Consider the following 19,767-nt stretch of genomic DNA (forward strand, 5'->3'; position numbering starts at 1 on the left):
TCAGGGTTCGTTGGTTGTCGGTCAGATGGTCGGGGCGTCGCCGAGCAGGCGGTACTCGAGCCACAACTCCGCACGTTCCGTGGGGGAGCCGAGGTCGAGCTGGAGAAGGCTCTCGATCCGAGCGAGTCTGCTGCGCAACGTATGCCGATGAATATTCAGCGCTGTGGCTGCGGCGTCGCCTACCCCGTTGTGTGCCAACCACATGGCCAAGGTCCGGTAGAGATCGCTACCGCCCTTCGCTTCCAGAAGCGGGCGCAAGTGTGCCGCCGCGAATGCCGTCGAGCGATCCTGGTCGAGAAATGCGGACAATCCGCTCTCCGAGAGTTCGGCGAACCGCATCGAAGGCAGGTTGCGGGCACCGGCCTCGGCTGCTGCCTGCGCGGCTTGGCGTCTGGCGCGCGAGAGATCGTCCCACCACAGCATGTCCGACACGCCGACGGTGACGTCGATTTCGTTGACACGGGCGAGGATTCGCCCGCTGTCGGTAGCCGAGACGACGGCAATCAGTGCACCGTCGGTGATGCCGAACGCCAGATCGCGGCTGAGACCATCGAGCAGTGAGACGGACACGCTCTCGAGCAGGCCACTCGGGCCCGCTACGTGGAAGACCTGGAAAGGCTCGACCGGAAATCCTCCCCACAGTTCCCCGGAGATGTTGCGGGCGAGCGCATTCTGTCCCTCGAACAGCTGATGCATCGCAACGGTACGAAGGTGGTTCATCGTCAGCTGTGCGTCTCGGGTTCGAGCCGTCATCAACGTGAGCAGAGACGCGGCTGCGATGACGATGCCCTGATTCAGTGAACCGACGGCGCCGGGGCAGCCGGCGACGAGGTACCCCATCAGCTTTCCCCTCGACGTCAGCAGCGGATGGGAGATGACGTCCTCGTTCTCACTCGTGAGGAAACTGACTTCCATCGGGCGGGCGTCGCGCTCGGGGGCAGTTCGCTCGATTCCGGCGGCCGCGGCGGTGTGTGAGATCTCGACGGTATGTCCGGCCGAGTCCAGCAGAGCCGCCCATCCGCCGATCAATTCCGCCACCCGTCGTACGACTGCCCGGGTGCCGTTGACCGTCACCGCAGCTTGAAGCAGTCGCCGCAGGCTCTGGTAATTGCTGCGCAGCGCTTTCATGTCGTCGTCGGATTCCGCCTTCGACACCGCTTTGGTCAGGGCGATGAAAGGTGTTCGCAATGGGACGTCGAGAAGGGGCACACTGAAACGGGTGGCCGCATCCACCAGAGTCTGTGGCGCCTGCTCGTATCCGAGGCCGGTTCCGAAACCGATTCCGGCAATTCCGGCCGCCACCAGGGTCCGTACGAATCGGGTCGTTTCCGCGGCCGTCGTCGGTAGTGACACCCCGGTGATGAGTAGTAGTTCACCGCCGTCGAGGAAGGGCGTCGGGTCGGGAAGTTCGGAGACATGTGCCCAGGTCAGGGTGCGATCGAGCTGGTCGTGCCCAGCCAGGACGCGAAGGCCGAACTGTTCGGTCGCACAAAGCTGGCGGAGCGTGATGGGCATGAGTCCAGTCTGACACCTCGAACTCGCCACTTTGTAGTGCCTGCGGTCACGTTTGTACAAAGTGGAGCCTGACGCGAGCTTGCCGAAGGTCCGACACTGGCGCTATCGAAAATGCGCTCCGGATAGAGCGCCACCGAGATCCACGTTCCGAACAGCCCACAAGGAGTACTGATGTCCAGTACAGACCAGCCGGCACTTCAGCACACGCTGAAGAAGCGGCATCTGTCGATGATTGCGATCGCAGGCGTCATCGGCGCCGGACTGTTCGTCGGCTCCGGTGTGGCGATCCAGGAGACGGGACCCGGTGTCCTGATTTCCTACGCGCTTGCCGGCGTCGTCGTCATCCTCGTGATGCGCATGCTCGGTGAGATGTCGGCAGCGTCGCCGGAAACCGGCTCGTTCTCCTCGTACGCCGACAAGGCCATCGGCCGCTGGGCGGGCTTCTCGATCGGCTGGCTGTACGCGTGGTTCTGGATCATCGTGCTCGGCATCGAGGCCACCGCCGGTGCCCTCATCATGAATCGCTGGGTCCCCGGCGTTCCTCAGTGGACCTGGGCTCTGATTCTGATGATCGTGCTGACGCTGACCAACATCATCTCGGTCAAGTCGTTCGGCGAGTTCGAGTTCTGGTTCGCCTCCATCAAGGTCGTCGCCATCATCGCGTTCCTCGGCATGGGCATCGTGGCGATCTGCGGATGGATGCCCGGCGTCGAAGCACCCGGAATGACAAACCTGACCGGTCACGGCGGCTTCCTGCCGAACGGAACAGGAGCGATGCTCGCCGCAGTCCTTGTGGTCGTGTTCTCGTTCTTCGGGGCCGAAATCGCCACGATCGCCGCCGGTGAATCGGCCAACCCGCTCGAAGCTGTTCGCGCAGCCGTCAAATCCGTCGTCTGGCGAATTCTCATCTTCTACATCGGCTCGATCGCGGTGGTCGTCACCCTGCTTCCCTGGGACAGCGCGTCGGTTGCACTCAGCCCGTACGTCGCCGTCATGGACTCCTACGGCATTCCGGCCGCGGGCAACATCATGGACGTCGTCGTCCTCACGTCGGTTCTGTCCTGCCTCAACTCGGGTCTCTACACCGCGAGCCGCATGATCTTCTCCCTCGCCGGCCGCGGCGACGCCCCCAAGTCGCTCTCACGTATCGAGAAGACCGGCGTCCCGATGCGCGCTGTCCTGGTCTCGACGATCGTCGGCTTCCTCACCGTCGGCATGAACTACCTCTCCCCGGACAAGGTCTTCCTGTTCCTGGTCAACTCCTCCGGTGCGATCGCGCTGTTCGTCTGGCTGGTCATCTCGGTGTCCCAGCTGCGCACCCGCCGCAAGCTCGAAGCTTCGGGCCAGGAGCTGGAACTCAAGATGTGGTTCTTCCCGTACCTGACCTACGCCACGATCGCCGCCATCATCGCGCTCTGCATCGGAATGCTCACCCTGGACTCGACGCGCAGCCAGATGATCGTGTCCCTGGGACTTGCAGCGATCCTCGTGGGTATCGGGCTCTACCGCTACCGGAACCACAAAGACACCGACGCCGAGGTCGTGCCCGTCGCCGAGAGCGCTCCCACACCCTGACACCAACGTCCCCATCTGCGAGATACTTCGATGTCCTAGTATCGGCCACGGACAGAAATCGACGTGAGCACAGCAGATGGGGACAATCATGACCACACCCGAACCGATCGTCATCGTCGACGGGGCCAGGACCCCCGTCGGTAGCTTCGGCGGCGTCTTCAAGGACGTACCCGCACACGAGCTGGGCGCCGCAGCAGCCAAGGCCGCGCTGAGCCGCGCCGGCGTTGCGCCCGAAGACATCGACGAGGTCGTCATGGGCTGCATCGGCCAGGTCGGCCCGGACGCCTACAACGCACGCCGCGTCGGCATCGCCGCCGGACTGCCCGAGAACGTCCCCGCCTACACCGTCAACCGTCTCTGTGGCAGCGGCCTGCAGGCCGTGTGGTCGGCGGCGATGCAGATGCGATGGGGTGCAGCTGCCATCACGCTCGCCGGCGGTGACGAGAGCATGTCTCGCATGCCCTTCTACGACTTCGCCGCCCGCTCGGGCTACAAGCTCGGCGATCGCAGCCTCGTCGACGGCACCGTCGCGATGCTCACCGACCCGTTCAGCAAGGCTCACATGGGCCGCACTGCCGAAGCCGTCGCCCGTAAGTACGGCGTCAGTCGCGAGCAGCAGGACGAGTTCGCCGTCGAATCTCAGCGCCGCGCCGCTACCGACGCAGCGAAGGCGGCATTCGCCGAGGAAATCACTCCCGTCGAGACCGGTGGTCGGCGCTCCGTCACCGTCACCGAGGACGAGCATCCCAAGCCCGGAACCACCGTCGAAACCCTCGCCAAGCTGCGCCCCGCATTCGAAGAGGGCGGATCCGTCACCGCCGGTAACGCGTCGGGCATCAACGACGGCGCCGGCGCACTCGTCCTCGCGACGGGCACCGAGGCAGCCAAGCGTGGTCTCACCGGACTGGTCACGCTCGAAACCGTCACGACGGCAGCCATGGAGCCCGGCCTGATGGGCTACGCTCCCGTGCTCGCTCTCGAAAAGCTCTTTGCACAAACAGGATTGAAGCCGTCCGACATCGGCACCGCCGAGGTCAACGAGGCGTTCGCTTCGCAGGCCATCGCCGTCATCCGTGACAGTGGCCTGGATCCGGAGAAGACCAACCCGTACGGCGGAGCGATCGCCCTCGGACACCCGGTCGGCGCCACCGGAGCCATCCTCACCCTGCGTGCCGCGCGCGACATGGTTCGCCGCGACCTCGAATTCGGCATCGTCACCATGTGCATCGGCGGCGGTCAGGCACTCGCTGCCCTGCTGAAGCGGGTCTGATCATGGCGACCAAGCGCAAGCCGTCGTGGCACGACGACGAGATCACCGCAGTAGCCGAACTGGCCCGTGGTTTCTTCGATCGTGAACTGATCGCCAAGCGTGAGCAGTGGGACGCTCAGCATCGCGTCGACCGGTCCGTGTGGCTCGAAGCCGGCAAGCTCGGTCTGCTGTGCTGCTCGATTCCCGAGGAATACGGCGGGGGCGGTGGAACTTTCGCGCACGATCTCGCTGTCTTCGAGGCGCAGGGCTACTGCGGTGACTATGCGCTCGGTAACTCCGTGCACAGTGGCATCGTCGCCCACTACGTGCTCGAATACGGAAGCGAAGAGCAGAAGAAGGCCTGGCTGCCAGGTATGGCGACGGGCGAAATCCTCGGCGCCATCGGAATGACCGAGCCCGGAACAGGTTCCGACCTCAAGGCAATCACCACCTCCGCGATCCGTGACGGTGACCACTACGTCGTGAACGGGTCGAAGACCTTCATCACCAATGGTGGCAGCGCAGACATGATCGTGCTTGCCGTCAAGACCGACCCCAAGGCGGGCGCCAAGGGTGTCTCGCTCCTGATCGTGGATCTTCGTGACTGCGAAGGCTTTGCGGTCGGCCGCGTGCTCGACAAGGTCGGTCAGCACGGCGCAGATACGTCGGAGCTGTCCTTCACCGACGTTCGCGTTCCCGTCTCGAACCTCCTCGGTGAGTCCGAGGGGCTCGGCTTCGGTCAGTTGATGGCGCAGCTGGTGCAGGAACGCCTCATCATCGGCGCGCAGGCCATCGGCACCATCGAGCGTGCAGTCGAGGAGAGCGTTGCATACACCAAGGCGCGTCAAGCGTTCGGGCACAGCCTCTTCGAGTTCCAGAACACCGCCTTCGAGCTGGCCGAGTGCCAGACGATCGCACGCACCTGCCGTGTCTTCCTCGACAACTGCATCGAGGATCACCTCAACGGCGAGCTGGACGGCGCAGACGCCGCGATGGTCAAGTACTGGCTCACCGAGCAGCAATGCGCCGTCGTCGACCGGTGCGTGCAGCTCTACGGCGGATACGGTTACATGCGTGAATACGCGATCGCGCGCATGTACGAAGACTCCCGCGTCCAGAAGATCTACGCCGGCGCCAACGAAGTGATGAAGGGCATCATCGCGAAGAGTCTTTGATCACCGGCGTCGAAAACCATTGACACCGACCAGGCACCCACCGAGCATTTCGGTGGGTGCCTTTGTGTGTGCCCACAAGCGGTATCGAGCTGTTCGGAAGGCAAACACTGATGAGCTTCACCATCGACGTCGGGTCGGCGCGCGTCACCCAACTGACAGAGCTGGCGCACTGGCCGTTTCCGCCGCGAGAGCTTTTTCCGCACGCGGGTGAGGCGGAGATAGAGGACGCGTCGGCGCGGCTGGCACCGGCGTTCTTCGACGCGGATAGCGGTGACCTCGTACTTGCCATCCACACCTACCTGGTGGAGATCGGCGGCAAGGCCGTCGTCGTCGACACCGGCAACGGAAACAGCAAGCACCGGCCGAACCTCTTGCCGCATCACATGTTCGGCACCGACTACCTCTCACGCTTCGCAGCCACCGGTGTGTCCGTCGACGACGTCGATCTGGTGGTCAGCACACATCTGCACCCTGACCACTGTGGCTGGAACACCGCCCTCGACGCCGAAACCTGGCGGCCTACCTTCCCCCGCGCGACCTACATTTTCGATCGCACCGAGCTGGCCGCGCTCGAACAACTCGCCGCCGACGGTCCACACGAAGGAGTGGTCTCGGATCTGGCGCAGACCTTCGAGGACAGCGTCCGTCCCGTTCTGGACGGGGCGAAGTGGGAGGCGGTCGACGACGGCCACGTCCTGGCCGAGTCCGAAGGCACACGCGTCGTCGTTCGCAGCGCGCCCGGCCACACGCCGGGGCACATCGTGATCGAGATCCGCACTGCCGACGGCGGCGCCGTCATCGCCGGCGACGTGATCCACCATCCGATCCAGTTTCTGTACCCGGACCTCAGCCAGGGCGGCGACGCGGATCCCGAGATCGCCAGGGTCACCCGCCGCGAACTTCTCGAACGCTGCGCGTCGGAGGGACTGCTTCTACTTCCCGCACACTTTCCGGTCGACGAACCGATCACGGTTCGGTTGAACGAGGACGATCGCCCGATGGCACCTTCGATATATGTTGCGAGGCCTGCATAGAATGGGCCAATGCCTGCGACCGAATCGACGCCATCGCTCTCCGGCAGGCCGCTTTCGAGTCGGATCGGATACGGCTTGGTCAAAGCCGCACTCCGCGTGAGGCAGTCGTACGCGGAGGCTTTGTCTCGCGTCGGACTGCTGCCCAATCATCACGCCATTCTCAGCACACTCGATGAACTCGGCCCATGCCATCAAAAGGAGCTTGCTTCCCGAGTGGTGGTCGACCCCGGTGACATCGTTGCCTATCTCGACAGTCTGCAGGAATCGGGATACGTTGTGCGCGAACGTGATCAATCTGATCGGCGTAGGCAGGTCGTATCGATCACGGACTCCGGAGTAGCGAAGTTGATCGAGGGTGATGCGGCCCTCGACGCCGTCGAGCAAGAGGTCTTCGAGTCGTTGACCGATCAGGAACGTGAGACATTGACGGTCGTATCCGCCAAGCTCACGGGGCCGACGGCGCGGCCGTCAGAGGCCTGATGATTCCGGGTACTCTTTTGCTCGTCTCGGCTGGACGCTTGTGGCCCCAGTAACTCGGTTGGTTGTAAGTTCTTGCCACCCAACTCAGATCGTCAACGGTGAGACCACCGAACCCGTACTCGATCTGCAGACCGGACGGGCTGCCGATGTAGATCGACGTCATCAGGTCATTGGTGTGGCGCCCCAGCGTTTGCATGACCTCGGTGTCGTGGCTGTCGAGAAGATCGATCAGGCGTCCGAGATCGTCCATGCATTCGACTTCGAGCATGAGGTGGTTGAATCCGACGTGGCCGGGATATTCGGCCAGCGCAAGTGAATGATGACGCCCGTTGACGTGATAGAAGCGCACGGTGAATTGGTCGTTGGTGATCCGGTCCGATAGTCGGAAACCCAGCACATCCACGTAAAACTTGTTGGCTTCCTCGATATTCGGTACCTGTAAAACGATGTGGCCCAGGCCTTGATCTCCGGTCACGAATCCGCCGCGCATGACACGACCCGGTGTGAACGACAGTGGCGTCGATGCCTTTCCCCACGAAATCTCGTGTCGAGTTCCCCATGGGTCGGTGAACCACACGAGTTCGGCGACTTGCCGCTCGGCGAGCAGGTCGGGATTGCCGTCGTGCAGCATGATGCCGCTCCGGTCGAGGTGCGCGGCGAACGAGTGAAGATCGGATTCATTGGCCATTGCCCAACCGGCGTACAGGAATTCGTCTACCTTGCCGGGGTGGACGGCAATTCGATAGTTGACGTCGTCTACTGCGAGCCGGATTGCGCCATCCGGCCCGTCTGGTGACAGTTTCGCGCCCAGAAGTCCGGTTCCGTACTTTCTCCAGTCCTGAGCCCTGGGTGACGCGACTCCGATATACGACAGTTCCTGGATCACGATGATCTCCCTCGAATGCACTTGATGGTTGCTGTTCCCAAAATATAAGCAGTGTGACCAATGATTGGCAAGACAATCGTTGGTTTTGCCAAGCAATTTGTGAGTGGCAGCCGCCAGTGATGCTGAATCAGGAAACGAGGGCCATAGTCCCTGGTGACGCATCCAACCCTCGGCTTCCGAACAGGTCCGATACCCTGGTTCATCGTGACCGCTGCAAATTCAGAGACCGCCCGTGCCCAGTACGACCTGATCGTCGTCGGTTCGGGATTCTTCGGGCTGACCATCGCCGAGCGTGCCGCTACCCAGCTGGGTAAGCGCGTGCTGGTGCTGGATCGCCGTCACCACCTGGGGGGAAACGCATACTCGGAGGCAGAGCCGGAGACCGGCATCGAGGTCCACAAGTACGGTGCCCACCTGTTCCACACCTCCAACAAGAAGGTCTGGGACTACGTCACCCAGTTCACGGAGTTCACGAACTACCAGCACCGCGTCTTTGCGCTGCACAAGGGGCAGGCGTATCAGTTCCCAATGGGACTCGGTCTCGTGTCGCAGTTCTTCGGTCGGTACTTCACTCCCGAAGAAGCACGCGCCCTCATCGCCGAACAGTCCAGCGAGATCGATTCGAAGGACGCCTCCAATCTCGAAGAGAAGGCGATCTCCCTGATCGGACGCCCGCTCTACGAAGCGTTCGTGCGTGACTACACAGCTAAGCAGTGGCAGACCGACCCCACCGAGTTGCCCGCCGCGAACATCAGCCGCCTGCCGGTCCGCTACAACTTCGACAACCGCTACTTCAACGACACGTACGAGGGCCTGCCCGTCGACGGCTACACGGCGTGGCTCGAGAACATGGCGAAGGATCCGAAGATCGAGGTCCGCCTCGACACCGATTACTTCGACGTCCGCGACGAACTGCGCACCGCCAGCCCCGACGCCCCTGTCATCTACACGGGCCCGCTCGACCGCTACTTCGACTACTCCGAAGGTGCACTGGGATGGCGCACCCTCGATTTCGAGACCGAGGTTCTGCCCACCGGAGACTTCCAGGGCACCCCGGTCATGAACTACAACGACGCCGACGTGCCGTTCACCCGTATCCACGAGTTCCGTCACTTCCATCCGGAGCGCGAGTACCCGACCGACAAGACCGTCATCATGCGTGAGTTCTCACGTGCCGCGGAGGCGAAGGACGAGCCGTACTACCCGATCAACACTCCAGAGGATCGCGAGAAGCTCTCCGCGTACCGCTCACGCGCCAAGAAGGAGACCGCGGAGAACAAGGTCCTCTTCGGTGGGCGTCTCGGCACCTACCAGTACCTGGACATGCACATGGCGATCGCCAGCGCGCTGACGATGTTCGAGAACACCCTGCGCCCGCATCTCGAAACGGGTGCGGAATTGGCAGGGGAGAGCGAATGAACGCACGTCATCTACTCGAAGGCGAAGATGCCGTCAGCGGCGACGAGGTGACCTACCTCGGCAAGTCCCTGCTTCAGCGGATCATCCTGCCCCGCGCCGGTGAGCCGCTCGACGTCCGCACGTTGTACTTGGAAGAGTCCTGGTCCAACAGTCGGCGGGCGCACTCGACCTCGCGCACGTCGGTAGCGCTCGGCGCCGAGACCGAGGTCTCGTTCGCCACGTACTTCAACGCGTTCCCTGCCAGCTACTGGCGTCGATGGTCCATCCTGAAATCGGTGGTCCTTCGTCTCGAGCTGTCCGGCCACGGCCGCGTCGACATCTACCGTTCCAAGGCGGATTCCTCGCGAATTCACGTGGAAGGCAAGGAATTTGCCGACGGCGATGCTGCGGTCGAGTTCGAGGTGGAACTGGCGCCGTTCGAGGACGGTGGCTGGATCTGGTTCGACATCACCACCGATACGGCAGTGGTCGTCGAGAGCGGCGGCTGGTACGCGCCCGTCGAGGCTCCCGGCGAAGCGACTGTCGCCGTTGGTATTCCGACGTTCAACCGTCCGAACGACGCGGTCAAGGCGCTTGCTGCACTGGCTTCGGATCCGCTGGTGTCGGACGTGATCAAGGCCGTCATCATGCCGGATCAGGGCACCCGCAAGGTGCGTGACGAACCCGGATTCGCCGAAGCTGCTGCAGCGCTCGGTGATCGGCTCGCCATTCACGATCAGGGCAACCTCGGCGGCTCGGGCGGATACAGCCGAATCATGTACGAGGCACTCAAGACGACGCAGTGCCAGCACATCCTGTTCATGGACGACGACATCGAGATCGAACCGGACTCGATTCTGCGTGCGCTTTCGTTCTCGCGTTTCGCGAAGTCGCCGATGCTGGTGGGTGGGCAGATGCTCAACCTGCAGGAACGAAGCCACCTCCACGTGATGGGTGAAGTGGTCGACCGCGGCATCTTCATGTGGACCGCGGCACCGAACGTCGAATACGACCACGATTTCTCGAAGAAGCCGCTGCGCGAATCGAAACTCCTGCACCGCCGCATCGACGTCGACTTCAACGGCTGGTGGATGTGCATGATCCCGCGCCAGGTCGCCGAAGAAATCAAGCAGCCACTACCGCTCTTCATCAAGTGGGACGACTGCGAATACGGTTTGCGCGCAAAGAAAGCCGGATACCCGACCGTCACGCTGCCCGGTGCCGCGATCTGGCACATGGCGTGGAGCGACAAGGACGACGCCATCGACTGGCAGGCGTACTTCCACCTCCGTAACCGTCTGGTGGTGGCCGCGCTCCACATGCCGGGCAACGGCCGTGGCCTCGTGGTCAACACGGTGAAGGCAACGCTCAAGCACCTGCTGTGCCTCGAGTACTCCACCGTCGCGATCCAGAACAAGGCCATCGCGGACTTCCTCGCCGGACCCGAGCACGTCGCGAACATGCTGCCGACGGCACTCGGTGAGGTCCACGCCCAGCGCAAGGAATTCTCCGACGCCGTCGTACTGCCGTCGTCGACTGCGTTGCCGCTGCCCTCCGGTGCGGATGTCGGAGACGTGAGCCTGCCGCTGTCGACCGTCGCGAAGATCACCCGGGTCCTCAGGGCCGGAGTGCACAACGTGAAGCCGGCCAAGCCGGAACACCTCGAGCGCCCTCAGCTCAATGTTCCGACCATCGACGCCCGTTGGTTCCTGCTCTCGCAGGTCGACGGCGTCACCGTCACCACGGCCGACGGTCGCGGCGTCGTCTACCGCAAGCGAAACCCGAAACTCGCGCTCGAACTGCTCAAGGAAGCAACACGGTTGCGCCGCGAACTCGCCGCCCGTTTCCCCGAGCTCAAGAAGCAGTACCAGGACGCCGTTCCTTCACTGACCAGCACGGAAAGGTGGGAACGTGTCTTCGGCATCTCCTGAAGTACAGATTCTGGCCGGGATTCAGTCGACCGTCGGGCAGCTGCCGGGAGCCGTCAAGGTCGCCCGCGGTATGTCTCACTTCGGTGAGCACTCCCTCGGGTGGATCGCGATCGCTGCCGTCGGTGCTGCTGTGGACAAGCCGCGTCGACGTGAATGGGCCGGAGCAGCCGTCGGAGCATTCGGTGCACACGCCGCCTCCGTGGTTATCAAACGAGTGGTCAGGCGCAAGCGACCTTCCGATCCTTCGGTGCAGGTCAACGTCTCGACACCGAGCAAGCTCAGCTTCCCGTCATCACACGCGACGTCGACGACGGCGGCGGCTGTGCTGATCGGTCGGCTCACCGGGCTACCCTTACCGGCGTTGCTGGTGCCCCCGATGATGCTCTCGCGTCTGGTCCTGGGAGTTCACTACCCGACCGACGTACTCGCCGGAGCGGCACTGGGAGCCGCATCCGCGGCGGTAGTTCGCCGGGTCGAAGAAGCCAGAGCCGAACAGAAATGTGGAGATAAATGAGCGAGGAACCGGCTACGGTCAGCGGACCCCCGAAGTCCCTGCCCGCCGGCATCGTCAAGGCGCTTCGCCCACGTCAGTGGGTCAAGAACGTCCTTGTGCTGGCAGCGCCCATCGCGGCCGGAACCGCCACCGAAGCCGACGTGCTGTTGCCCGTCGCGCTGGCGTTCGTCGTGTTCTGTATGGCGGCATCAGGCATCTATCTCGTCAACGACGCGATGGATGTCGAAGCCGACCGTGCTCACCCCACGAAGCGATTCCGTCCCATCGCGGCCGGAGTTCTACCCGTCAACATCGCCTACGGCATGGCAGTCGTGCTGCTTGCCGGTGCGATCGGGCTGTCCTTCCTGGCCAACTGGCAACTCGCCGTGGTCATGGGCGTGTACATCGTCATCCAGCTCGCCTACTGCTTCGGTCTCAAGCATCAGGCCGTCATCGACATCTGCATCGTCTCGTCCGGCTTCCTGCTTCGAGCGATCGCCGGTGGCGTTGCCGCCGAGATCGATCTCTCGCAGTGGTTCCTGCTGATGATGGCGTTCGGCTCACTCTTCATGGCGGCAGGCAAGCGCTACGCCGAACTGCAGTTGGCCGAGAAGACCGGCGCGAAGATCCGTAAGTCCCTCGAGAGCTACACGATGACGTACCTGCGTTTCGTGTGGACGATGGCAGCGACGACGCTGGTCCTCTGCTACGGACTGTGGGCGTTCCAGCAGGACGCCATCAAGGGCACCAACTGGTACGCCATCTCGATGGTGCCGTTCACCATCGCGGTGCTGCGATACGCGGTGGACGTCGACGGCGGCGAAGCCGGAGAGCCTGAGGAGATCGCGCTCGGTGACCGGGTGCTGCAACTCCTCGCGATTGCGTGGATCGGAGTAGTGGGTGTCGCTGTCTACCTCGTCTGAGCCACGCACCGAGGCCGACCCGCACGTCGACACTGCGGCGAATCGCACCACCCTCAGTCGAGGAGTTTTTCTCGGCGGGGTGGTGCTTGCTGCTGCCCTCATGTTCTGGGGTGCGTGGGAGCGTCGCTGGATCGCCGACGACGGACTCATCGTCTTGCGAACCGTTCGCAACCTGCTCGCGGGGAACGGCCCGGTCTTCAACGCGGGTGAGCGTGTCGAGGCGAACACGAGTACCGCGTGGACGTACATCGTCTACGCGTTCAGTTGGCTCACGCAGATCCGTCTCGAATACGTTGTTCTGACGATCGCGCTCGTACTCTCGACTGCTGCCGTCGTGTTGACGATGCTCGGCACCGGTCGTCTGTACCGCGGCGTTCGGCCGTCGGCGGGCGGAACGATCCTGCTGGTACCGGCAGGTGTTCTCGTCTACATCGCGGTTCCGCCTGCGCGAGATTTCGCCACTTCCGGGCTCGAGACATGCTTGGTGATCTTCTGGATCGCGCTCCTGTGGGTACTGCTCGTTCGGTGGGCGCAGGCGTCGACGCCGTCCACGGCGTCGATCCTGACTCTCTCGTTCGTGGCCGGACTCGGACCACTGGTTCGACCCGAGATGGCGATTCCCGGTGCTGCCGCGTTGATGATGATCGTTCTCTCCGCAGGCCTGACCTGGAAGATTCGCACACTGATCGTCGTCGTCGCCGGACTTGTCCCGGTGGGCTATCAGATCTGGCGAATGGGCTATTACGCCTTGCCGTACCCGAACACCGCGGTGTCGAAGGACGCCGGTGGCGCGAAGTGGGCGCAGGGTTTTGCGTACCTGTGGAACCTGGTCGGGCCGTACCTGCTCTGGTTACCGTTGCTGTTCCTGCTCATCGGTGCGCTGCTGCTCGTGTGGCGAAGCCGAGCGGACACACCTACCGCTACCGCAGATCAACCCGCACGCCCGCTGTGGCAGCGCTTTCAGCAGTTTCTGCGCACGCCGCGGGCGATTGTCACCTTCATTCTCGGCAGTGGGCTGATCCTCGGGATCTACTCTCTGCGCGTCGGCGGCGACTTCATGCACGGCCGCGTCCTGTTGCCGGTGTTGTTCTGCCTGCTCATCCCGGTGGCGGTCATTCCGTTGCGGGTGCCGGCGCGGGCCGCGTTCGGAAGTAATCGCGACACCGCGATCTTCGGAGTCTCGGCGGTGCTGTGGATCGGCACGATCATCTGGGCCTTCTTCGCCGCGAACACGACGGGTATGCCCGAAGGATCCGTGGTGGGTCGCTCGGGAATCGTCGACGAGCGAGCGTTCTACGCACTCAACACCGGTCACAAGCATCCGATCCTGGCCGAGGACTACCTCGACTATCCGCGAATGCGTGCCATGGTCGAGACCATCGCGCGGACTCCGGAGGGTGGGCTGCTGCTGCCGTCCGCGAGCTACGACTCCTGGTTCGTCGTCCCACCACCCGGACCGATCGACGAGCCGGCCGAGCACGTCGTCTTCTTCCTCAACCTCGGAATGACGAGCATGAACGTCGGCCTCGACGTTCGGGTGCTCGATCAGATGGGGCTGGCGTATCCCCTGGCAGCTCACACCGAGCGACTCGAGGACGGCCGGATCGGGCACGACAAGAATCTCTATCCGGACTGGGTGGTCGCGGACACGGGAATGATCGACGTTCGACCGTGGCTGCCGTTCTTCCTCGACGAAGACTGGGTTGCGGACGCAAAGCTGGCCATCACCTGCCCGGAAACTCAGGAGCTACTCACGTCGTACCGCTCCGAGCTGACCTGGGCCAGATTCAAACAGAACTTCCAGCAGGCATTCGACTTCGCGAAGTACCGATTCGACCGGGTTCCGGCCTACGAATTGGAACGCTGCGGTCTCGTTCCACCGGAGTCACCCAGGTGATGTGATCAGCATCACCGACTGTTGAGGGTTTGAATATTTCGATTCAGTAACACCGAATTGATTGGCCACGATGTACTCGAAGACGATTCACCTAACCTGAATCACCCCCGAGGGGTGATGACGGTGTTGCTCGCGGATTGGGACGTAACGGTCCACCTATTTGTCACAGCTGAACCTGTGACATAAAGTCCAGCGAGCGCAGTGTGACTTGGAAGAGGTCCGCTGCCGACCCGAACTCGTTCGGGCTGGCAGAAAAGCCTGTTCCCCGACGGAATCCGCCGGAACCACTCCACCGAGTGGGTTCCGCAGACGAAGAGAGAGAGCAGTATCCATGCGTTTTGCCAGAAAGAGGCTGACCCAGCGCCTCAAGCACCGAGCGTTGGCCATCGGTGCCGCAGCACTTGTGCTCCCCCTTGCTGCAGGAGTTGCCGGTAGTGCTGTCGCCTCTGCTGCGCCTGCGCACACTGCTCCCAGCCACACCGCCCCCTCCGGCGGATACGACGAGCTGTGGGTGCCCTCCTCGATGGGCAACATCAAGGTCCAGGTCCAGTGGGCCGCTCGCGGCGGAAACGCTGCCCTTTACCTCCTCGACGGCCTGCGTGCGCGTAACGACGCCAACGCGTGGAGCTTCGAGACCAATGCGATGGACCAGTACCGCAACGACAACATCACTCTCGTGATGCCCGTCGGCGGCGAGTCCAGCTTCTACAGCGACTGGTATGCACCGTCGAACTTCAACGGCCAGCAGATCACGTACAAGTGGGAAACCTTCCTCACCGAAGAACTGCCCAACTTCCTCGCGAACTACGGCGTCTCGCCCACCAACAACGCGGTCCTCGGCCTCTCGATGGGTGGCAGCGCTGCTCTGACGCTGGCTGCTTACCACCGTGACCAGTTCAAGTTCGCCGGCTCGCTGTCGGGCTACCTGAACATCTCGGCTCCGGGCATGCGCGAGGCAATCCGCGTCGCAATGCTCGATGCCGGTCGCTTCAACGTCGACTCCATGTGGGGACCGCCGTGGAGCCCGTCCTGGCTGCGCAACGACCCGTTCGTCTTCGCACCGCGTCTGCAGGGCCTGTCGATGTACATCTCGTCGGCAAGCGGCCTGCCCGGTGAATACGACCACCCGCGCGCACCGATCGACTACTACAACACGGCTAACGGCATGGGCCTCGAGGCTCTCGCCCTGGTCAACACCCGTGCATTCCAGATCCGCATGAACTCGCTGGGTATCCCGGCCACCTACAGCTTCCCGTCCAACGGCACGCACTCGTGGCCGTACTGGTCGGCAGAGCTGTGGAAGGCTCGCGGCCAGATCCTCGACACCATGAACGCTTGGTGATCGTGCGCGATCCCGTGACCTAGTCACTTCACCAGTGCCGTTCCGGACTCCTCGAAGGAGAACCGGGACGGCACTTGTGTATTCAGGTGCTGCACAAGCGCCCGATGTCAGTAACAATTGCACCACCAGTAACAGCGCGGCTACCCCAAGCGGGGATCGTTTGCGTGTAGAAATAGTTTCAACGGGGGTCTGGCTGCTCAGGCGGCCACACGATCGACGCGCGGACCGAACGTAAGGAAAGAGAGTGAGCTCATGCGAGTAGGCCTTGCCACGGAGGACCGTCGCCGGTCCCGGGCAACCTTCCGGACAAAGGTCGTCGGCGCACTGGCAGCGATGCTGGTTCTGCCGATCGCCGCGGGCTTGACGACGGCCGGAACCGCGGCAGCCGCGCCGGCACCTGCTCAGGCCGCACCGGCCGCCACCCAGAACCCCACCGGAGCAGCGGTCACGAAGGTCGACTGGCTCAGCGAGCGTCGCGTCGCGCTGTGGGTGAACTCTCCCGCGATGGGCACCCCGATTCAGGTGCAGATCCTCTTGGCCCGCGATTGGAACGTCAATCCGTCGGCCAGCTTCCCCTCGGTCTGGATGCTCGACGGTCTTCGCGCGACCGACAACGAGAACGCCTGGACCTACGAGACCGACGCCGAGTCCTTCTACGCGGACAAGAACGTCAACGTCATCCTCCCGGTCGGCGGTCAGTCCAGCTTCTACTCCGACTGGCTCCAGCCCGACAACGGCAAGAACTACCGGTGGGAGACGTTCCTGACCAAGGAACTGCCCCCCATCCTCGAAAAGGACTGGCGGACCACGCAGACACGCGGTGTCGTCGGACTGTCGATGGGCGGCACGTCCGCCATGTTCCTCACGGCGCGCAACCCCGGCTTCTTCAAGTTCGCCGCTTCGCTCTCCGGCATCCTCACCACCACCTCGCTCGGCATGCCTCAGGCAATCCAGTTCGCGATGACCGACGCCGGTGGATACAACTCCGCCGCGATGTGGGGACCGCCGTCCAACCCGCAGTGGGCTGCACACGATCCGTACGCGCTCGCCGAGAAGCTCAAGGGCGTCAGCCTGTACGTCTCGAGTGGTAGCGGTACGACCGGCCCGTACGACCAGCCGTCGGGAATTCCCGGCGTAAGCACCAACTACGCAGGCATGGGCCTCGAGATCCTCGCTCGCCTGACCTCGCAGACCTTCGCGACCAAGCTCAACCAGCTCGGAATCCCCGCGCAGGTCAACTACCGCCCGTCCGGAACCCACTCGTGGCCGTACTGGCAGTTCGAGCTTCATCAGCTGTGGCCGCAGTTGGCCAACGCCATCGGCGTCGAGGTCGAGAAGCCGGCTTGCGGCACTTCGGGTGAGATCGGTGCGACGGCTGCAGCCAACGGCTGGATCGGTGACTGCATCACCCCCGAGTACAGCGTCGCGGGTGGCCTGGCACAGGACTTCCGCAACGGTCGCATCTACTTCACCAGTGGAACGGGCGCCCAGCCCGTCGCCGGTCGTATCGCCGGCGCGTACATGAACACCGGAGCAGCGGCCGGCCCGCTCGGCTTCCCGCGTACCCCCGAACTCGGTACCCCCGACGGACGCGGACGCTTCAACCACTTCCAGAACGGCTCCATCTACTGGACCCCGCAGACCGGCGCTCACCCCGTCAGCGGCGACATCCTCGCCGAGTGGTCCGCACAGGGTTGGGAAGGTGGCCCGCTCGGCTACCCGACTGCCGACGAGATCGCGACCCCCGGCAAGCCGGGCAAGGTCCAGGGATTCGAGATCGGCGCAATGTACAGCAGCGCCAACGGAACTCACGCGGTTCTCGGAATGATCATGGGCAAGTACGGCGAACTCGGCTGGGAAAACGGCTGGCTCGGATTCCCGAAGTCGAACGAGGTTCCGATCAAGGACAACGGACGCTTCACCGAGTTCGAGGGCGGCAACATCTACTGGAGCCCCGGCACCGGTGCATGGTCCGTCGAGAACGGTCCGCTGTTCGACGGTTGGAAGAGCGTCGGATACGAAGGTGGACGACTCGGATTCCCGATCAGTGACAAGTTCGACATTCCCGGTGGTGTCCAGCAGAACTTCCAGTTCGGCTACATCACGGTGATCGGTGACAAGACAGAAGTTCACTAACTCACAGTGGTGCACGACGGGCGGGCCCGATCACGGATCGGTGCCCGCCCGCGTGCGTTGCGTAACCTGTTGATGGACTTTCGACTGAAGGCAAGGACGGACATTGATGTCGCTTTTCTCGGGTAACCGAAACACTTGTGCACGCGCGATCGCGGTCGGCGCCCTGGTGCTCGCCACCGGTGGCGCGCTTGTCGCGTGCGGTAGTGACGACTCCACTGCAACCTCCAATCCGGTCACCACGACGTCCGCGGCGGCTTCGTCCTCGAGCGGTTCGGCATCTGCGTCCGCCTCTGCGACCACGACGGCGTCGGCTGCGCCCACCAGTCCGGGAGCCGCGGCCACCGCGCCGCCGGAGCAGCCGCAGAGCATCGAGGGCTTCCCGGGTCCCACAGTCGTCGAGGTCAGTCCCGAGGCACAGAAGTTCCTCGACGGACTGAAGGCGAAGGGCATCACCCCAGCCGGTGACGGAAGCATCGCCGTCAACACGGCCAATTACATCTGCGCTGCCGGTCCTCAGACCGACGACGAGGTCCTGACCTTCGTGACCGCCTTCGTCGGCCAGGAAGCGTCGGCGGAAGGCAAGCAGATCACTCCCGAGCAGGCAGGTGCGAACGCTCAGATCTACATCGACGTCGCCAACGCCACCTACTGCAAGTAGGCGCGGGTCATGGCGAGGTCTGGAAAGCGTCGTGGGTGCCTGATCCCGCTGCTGATCATTCTTGTGGTCGCAGCGGTCGTGATCGGCGGTTGGTACATCCTGGCCGGGCGGGTGCCTTCGCCGACTCCGATCCCGCCGAGCCCGGAGCCTCCGGTGTCTCAGCCGGCCAGTTGCCCCGATGTCCAGGTAGTAGCCATACCGGGTACGTGGGAGTCGAGCGCTACCGACGACCCGTACAACCCGACAGCCAATCCGGCGTCGTTGATGCTGAACGTGACCCGTCCTCTGCAGGAGAAGTTCGATACTTCACGGGCCGACGTCTACACCGTTCCGTATGTCGCACAGTTTTCGAATCCGGTTGCGATCCCGCCGGACGGACAGCAGTCCTACAACAACAGTCGGGCTGCGGGAACTGCTGCCACTAACGACTTTCTGATGAAGCGGCACGCCGAGTGCCCGCTCACGAGTTACGTCCTGACCGGATTTTCCCAGGGCGCGGTGATCGCGGGTGACGTCGCCGCGAGTATCGGCGACGGTACCGGCGCGGTGCCTGCCGATCTGGTTCTGGGCGTCGGCTTGATCGCCGACGGTCGGCGCGATCCGGCGTTCGGGAACACCGTTGGCCCGAGCGTTGCCGGTGTCGGCGCCGAGCTGTCGCTGAACGGGCTGAAGCTGCCCGGTCTCACGATGACCGGCCCGAGGCCCGGCGGGTTCGGTGACCTCAACGATCGGACCTATCAGATCTGCGCGCCGAGCGACGGTATCTGCGACGCGCCGGCAGCCGCTCTCAACCCGACCAACTGGCTGAGTTCGGCGCCGCGACTGCTCGAGTACTACAACAACCCTGTGCACGCGATGTACAACTCCTTCCAAGTCGATCCGAACGGCACGACGGCCACCCAATGGATGGCACAGTGGGCTGCGGAGAAGATCGACGCTGCACCGACGCCGCCCCACAGTTGAGTCACCGCCGCACTGTTGATTCGTCACAATCGGGCGTCTCGGGAGTTCGCTCGCGGGTAATCTGCTCGTTTGGTCCCGGTAGAGTGCTGCACGGTCCGGGGGCTTCCTCTAC

At 63.4% G+C, this 19,767-nt stretch carries 16 protein-coding genes; 14 read left to right on the top strand and 2 right to left on the bottom strand.

The genetic code is table 11. The features are described 5' to 3' along the window. Nucleotides 1-21: 21 nt before the first annotated feature. On the bottom strand, nt 22-1,515 hold the full coding sequence (locus ACVZUB_RS01125) for a PucR family transcriptional regulator (RefSeq protein ID WP_482628082.1): 1,494 nt from the start codon (nt 1,513-1,515) through the stop codon (nt 22-24). Between the two features lie 171 nt (nt 1,516-1,686). Here ACVZUB_RS01125 and ACVZUB_RS01130 point away from each other — a divergent pair, with 171 nt between their 5' ends. The 5 genes from ACVZUB_RS01130 to ACVZUB_RS01150 all read left to right on the top strand — a co-directional run bounded on the left by ACVZUB_RS01130 (nt 1,687) and on the right by ACVZUB_RS01150 (nt 7,028). After that, nucleotides 1,687-3,090, top strand: a complete 1,404-nt coding sequence (locus ACVZUB_RS01130) for an amino acid permease (RefSeq protein ID WP_007731826.1) — start codon at nt 1,687-1,689, stop codon at nt 3,088-3,090. An 88-nt stretch (nt 3,091-3,178) separates the two neighbouring features. Further along, nucleotides 3,179-4,360 carry a thiolase family protein gene (locus ACVZUB_RS01135; protein ID WP_007731825.1) on the top strand — a complete coding sequence of 394 codons (1,182 nt, stop codon included), beginning with the start codon at nt 3,179-3,181 and terminating at the stop codon, nt 4,358-4,360. Between the two features lie 2 nt (nt 4,361-4,362). Next, complete coding sequence (locus ACVZUB_RS01140) at nt 4,363-5,514, top strand: acyl-CoA dehydrogenase family protein (protein ID WP_064073593.1); 1,152 nt, start codon at nt 4,363-4,365, stop codon at nt 5,512-5,514. 110 nt (nt 5,515-5,624) lie between these two features. Continuing rightward, complete coding sequence (locus tag ACVZUB_RS01145) at nt 5,625-6,548, top strand: MBL fold metallo-hydrolase (RefSeq protein ID WP_064073660.1); 924 nt, start codon at nt 5,625-5,627, stop codon at nt 6,546-6,548. Nucleotides 6,549-6,557: 9 nt separating this feature from the next. After that, on the top strand, nt 6,558-7,028 hold the full coding sequence (locus tag ACVZUB_RS01150; protein ID WP_021342452.1) for a MarR family winged helix-turn-helix transcriptional regulator: 471 nt from the start codon (nt 6,558-6,560) through the stop codon (nt 7,026-7,028). Here ACVZUB_RS01150 and ACVZUB_RS01155 read toward each other — a convergent pair. Beyond that, entirely contained in the window at nt 6,994-7,914 is a 921-nt protein-coding gene (locus ACVZUB_RS01155) for a VOC family protein (RefSeq protein WP_051649533.1), read from the bottom strand. The two genes, ACVZUB_RS01150 and ACVZUB_RS01155, sit on opposite strands and share 35 nt — an antisense overlap. Nucleotides 7,915-8,118: 204 nt before the next feature. Between ACVZUB_RS01155 and glf the strand changes: the two genes are divergently transcribed. The 9 genes from glf (at nt 8,119) to ACVZUB_RS01200 (ending at nt 19,655) form a co-directional block, all read left to right on the top strand. Beyond that, entirely contained in the window at nt 8,119-9,333 is a 1,215-nt protein-coding gene (gene glf / locus ACVZUB_RS01160; protein ID WP_007731822.1) for a UDP-galactopyranose mutase, read from the top strand. After that, entirely contained in the window at nt 9,330-11,243 is a 1,914-nt protein-coding gene (locus ACVZUB_RS01165) for a glycosyltransferase (RefSeq protein ID WP_058038051.1), read from the top strand. Before glf ends, ACVZUB_RS01165 begins: the two co-directional genes overlap by 4 nt. After that, a complete protein-coding gene (locus tag ACVZUB_RS01170; RefSeq protein WP_003943893.1) occupies nt 11,224-11,757 on the top strand; it encodes a phosphatase PAP2 family protein in 534 nt (177 codons plus the stop codon). The genes ACVZUB_RS01165 and ACVZUB_RS01170 overlap by 20 nt, the downstream gene beginning before the upstream one ends. Continuing rightward, on the top strand, nt 11,754-12,659 hold the full coding sequence (locus ACVZUB_RS01175) for a decaprenyl-phosphate phosphoribosyltransferase (protein WP_003943808.1): 906 nt from the start codon (nt 11,754-11,756) through the stop codon (nt 12,657-12,659). The genes ACVZUB_RS01170 and ACVZUB_RS01175 overlap by 4 nt, the downstream gene beginning before the upstream one ends. Continuing rightward, complete coding sequence (locus ACVZUB_RS01180) at nt 12,637-14,556, top strand: arabinofuranosyltransferase AftB family protein (RefSeq protein ID WP_064073592.1); 1,920 nt, start codon at nt 12,637-12,639, stop codon at nt 14,554-14,556. Before ACVZUB_RS01175 ends, ACVZUB_RS01180 begins: the two co-directional genes overlap by 23 nt. 331 nt (nt 14,557-14,887) lie before the next feature. Beyond that, nucleotides 14,888-15,898, top strand: a complete 1,011-nt coding sequence (locus tag ACVZUB_RS01185) for an alpha/beta hydrolase (protein ID WP_007731818.1) — start codon at nt 14,888-14,890, stop codon at nt 15,896-15,898. A gap of 252 nt (nt 15,899-16,150) precedes the next feature. Further along, nucleotides 16,151-18,034 carry an alpha/beta hydrolase-fold protein gene (locus tag ACVZUB_RS01190; protein ID WP_482628083.1) on the top strand — a complete coding sequence of 628 codons (1,884 nt, stop codon included), beginning with the start codon at nt 16,151-16,153 and terminating at the stop codon, nt 18,032-18,034. A 106-nt stretch (nt 18,035-18,140) separates the two neighbouring features. Next, nucleotides 18,141-18,692: a DUF732 domain-containing protein gene (locus ACVZUB_RS01195; RefSeq protein WP_447001015.1), complete on the top strand. Its 552-nt coding sequence runs from the start codon at nt 18,141-18,143 to the stop codon at nt 18,690-18,692. A 9-nt stretch (nt 18,693-18,701) separates the two neighbouring features. Beyond that, a complete protein-coding gene (locus tag ACVZUB_RS01200; RefSeq protein ID WP_003943848.1) occupies nt 18,702-19,655 on the top strand; it encodes a cutinase family protein in 954 nt (317 codons plus the stop codon). Nucleotides 19,656-19,767: the final 112 nt, after the last annotated feature.

This window comes from Rhodococcus sp. OS5, from assembly GCF_056837585.1.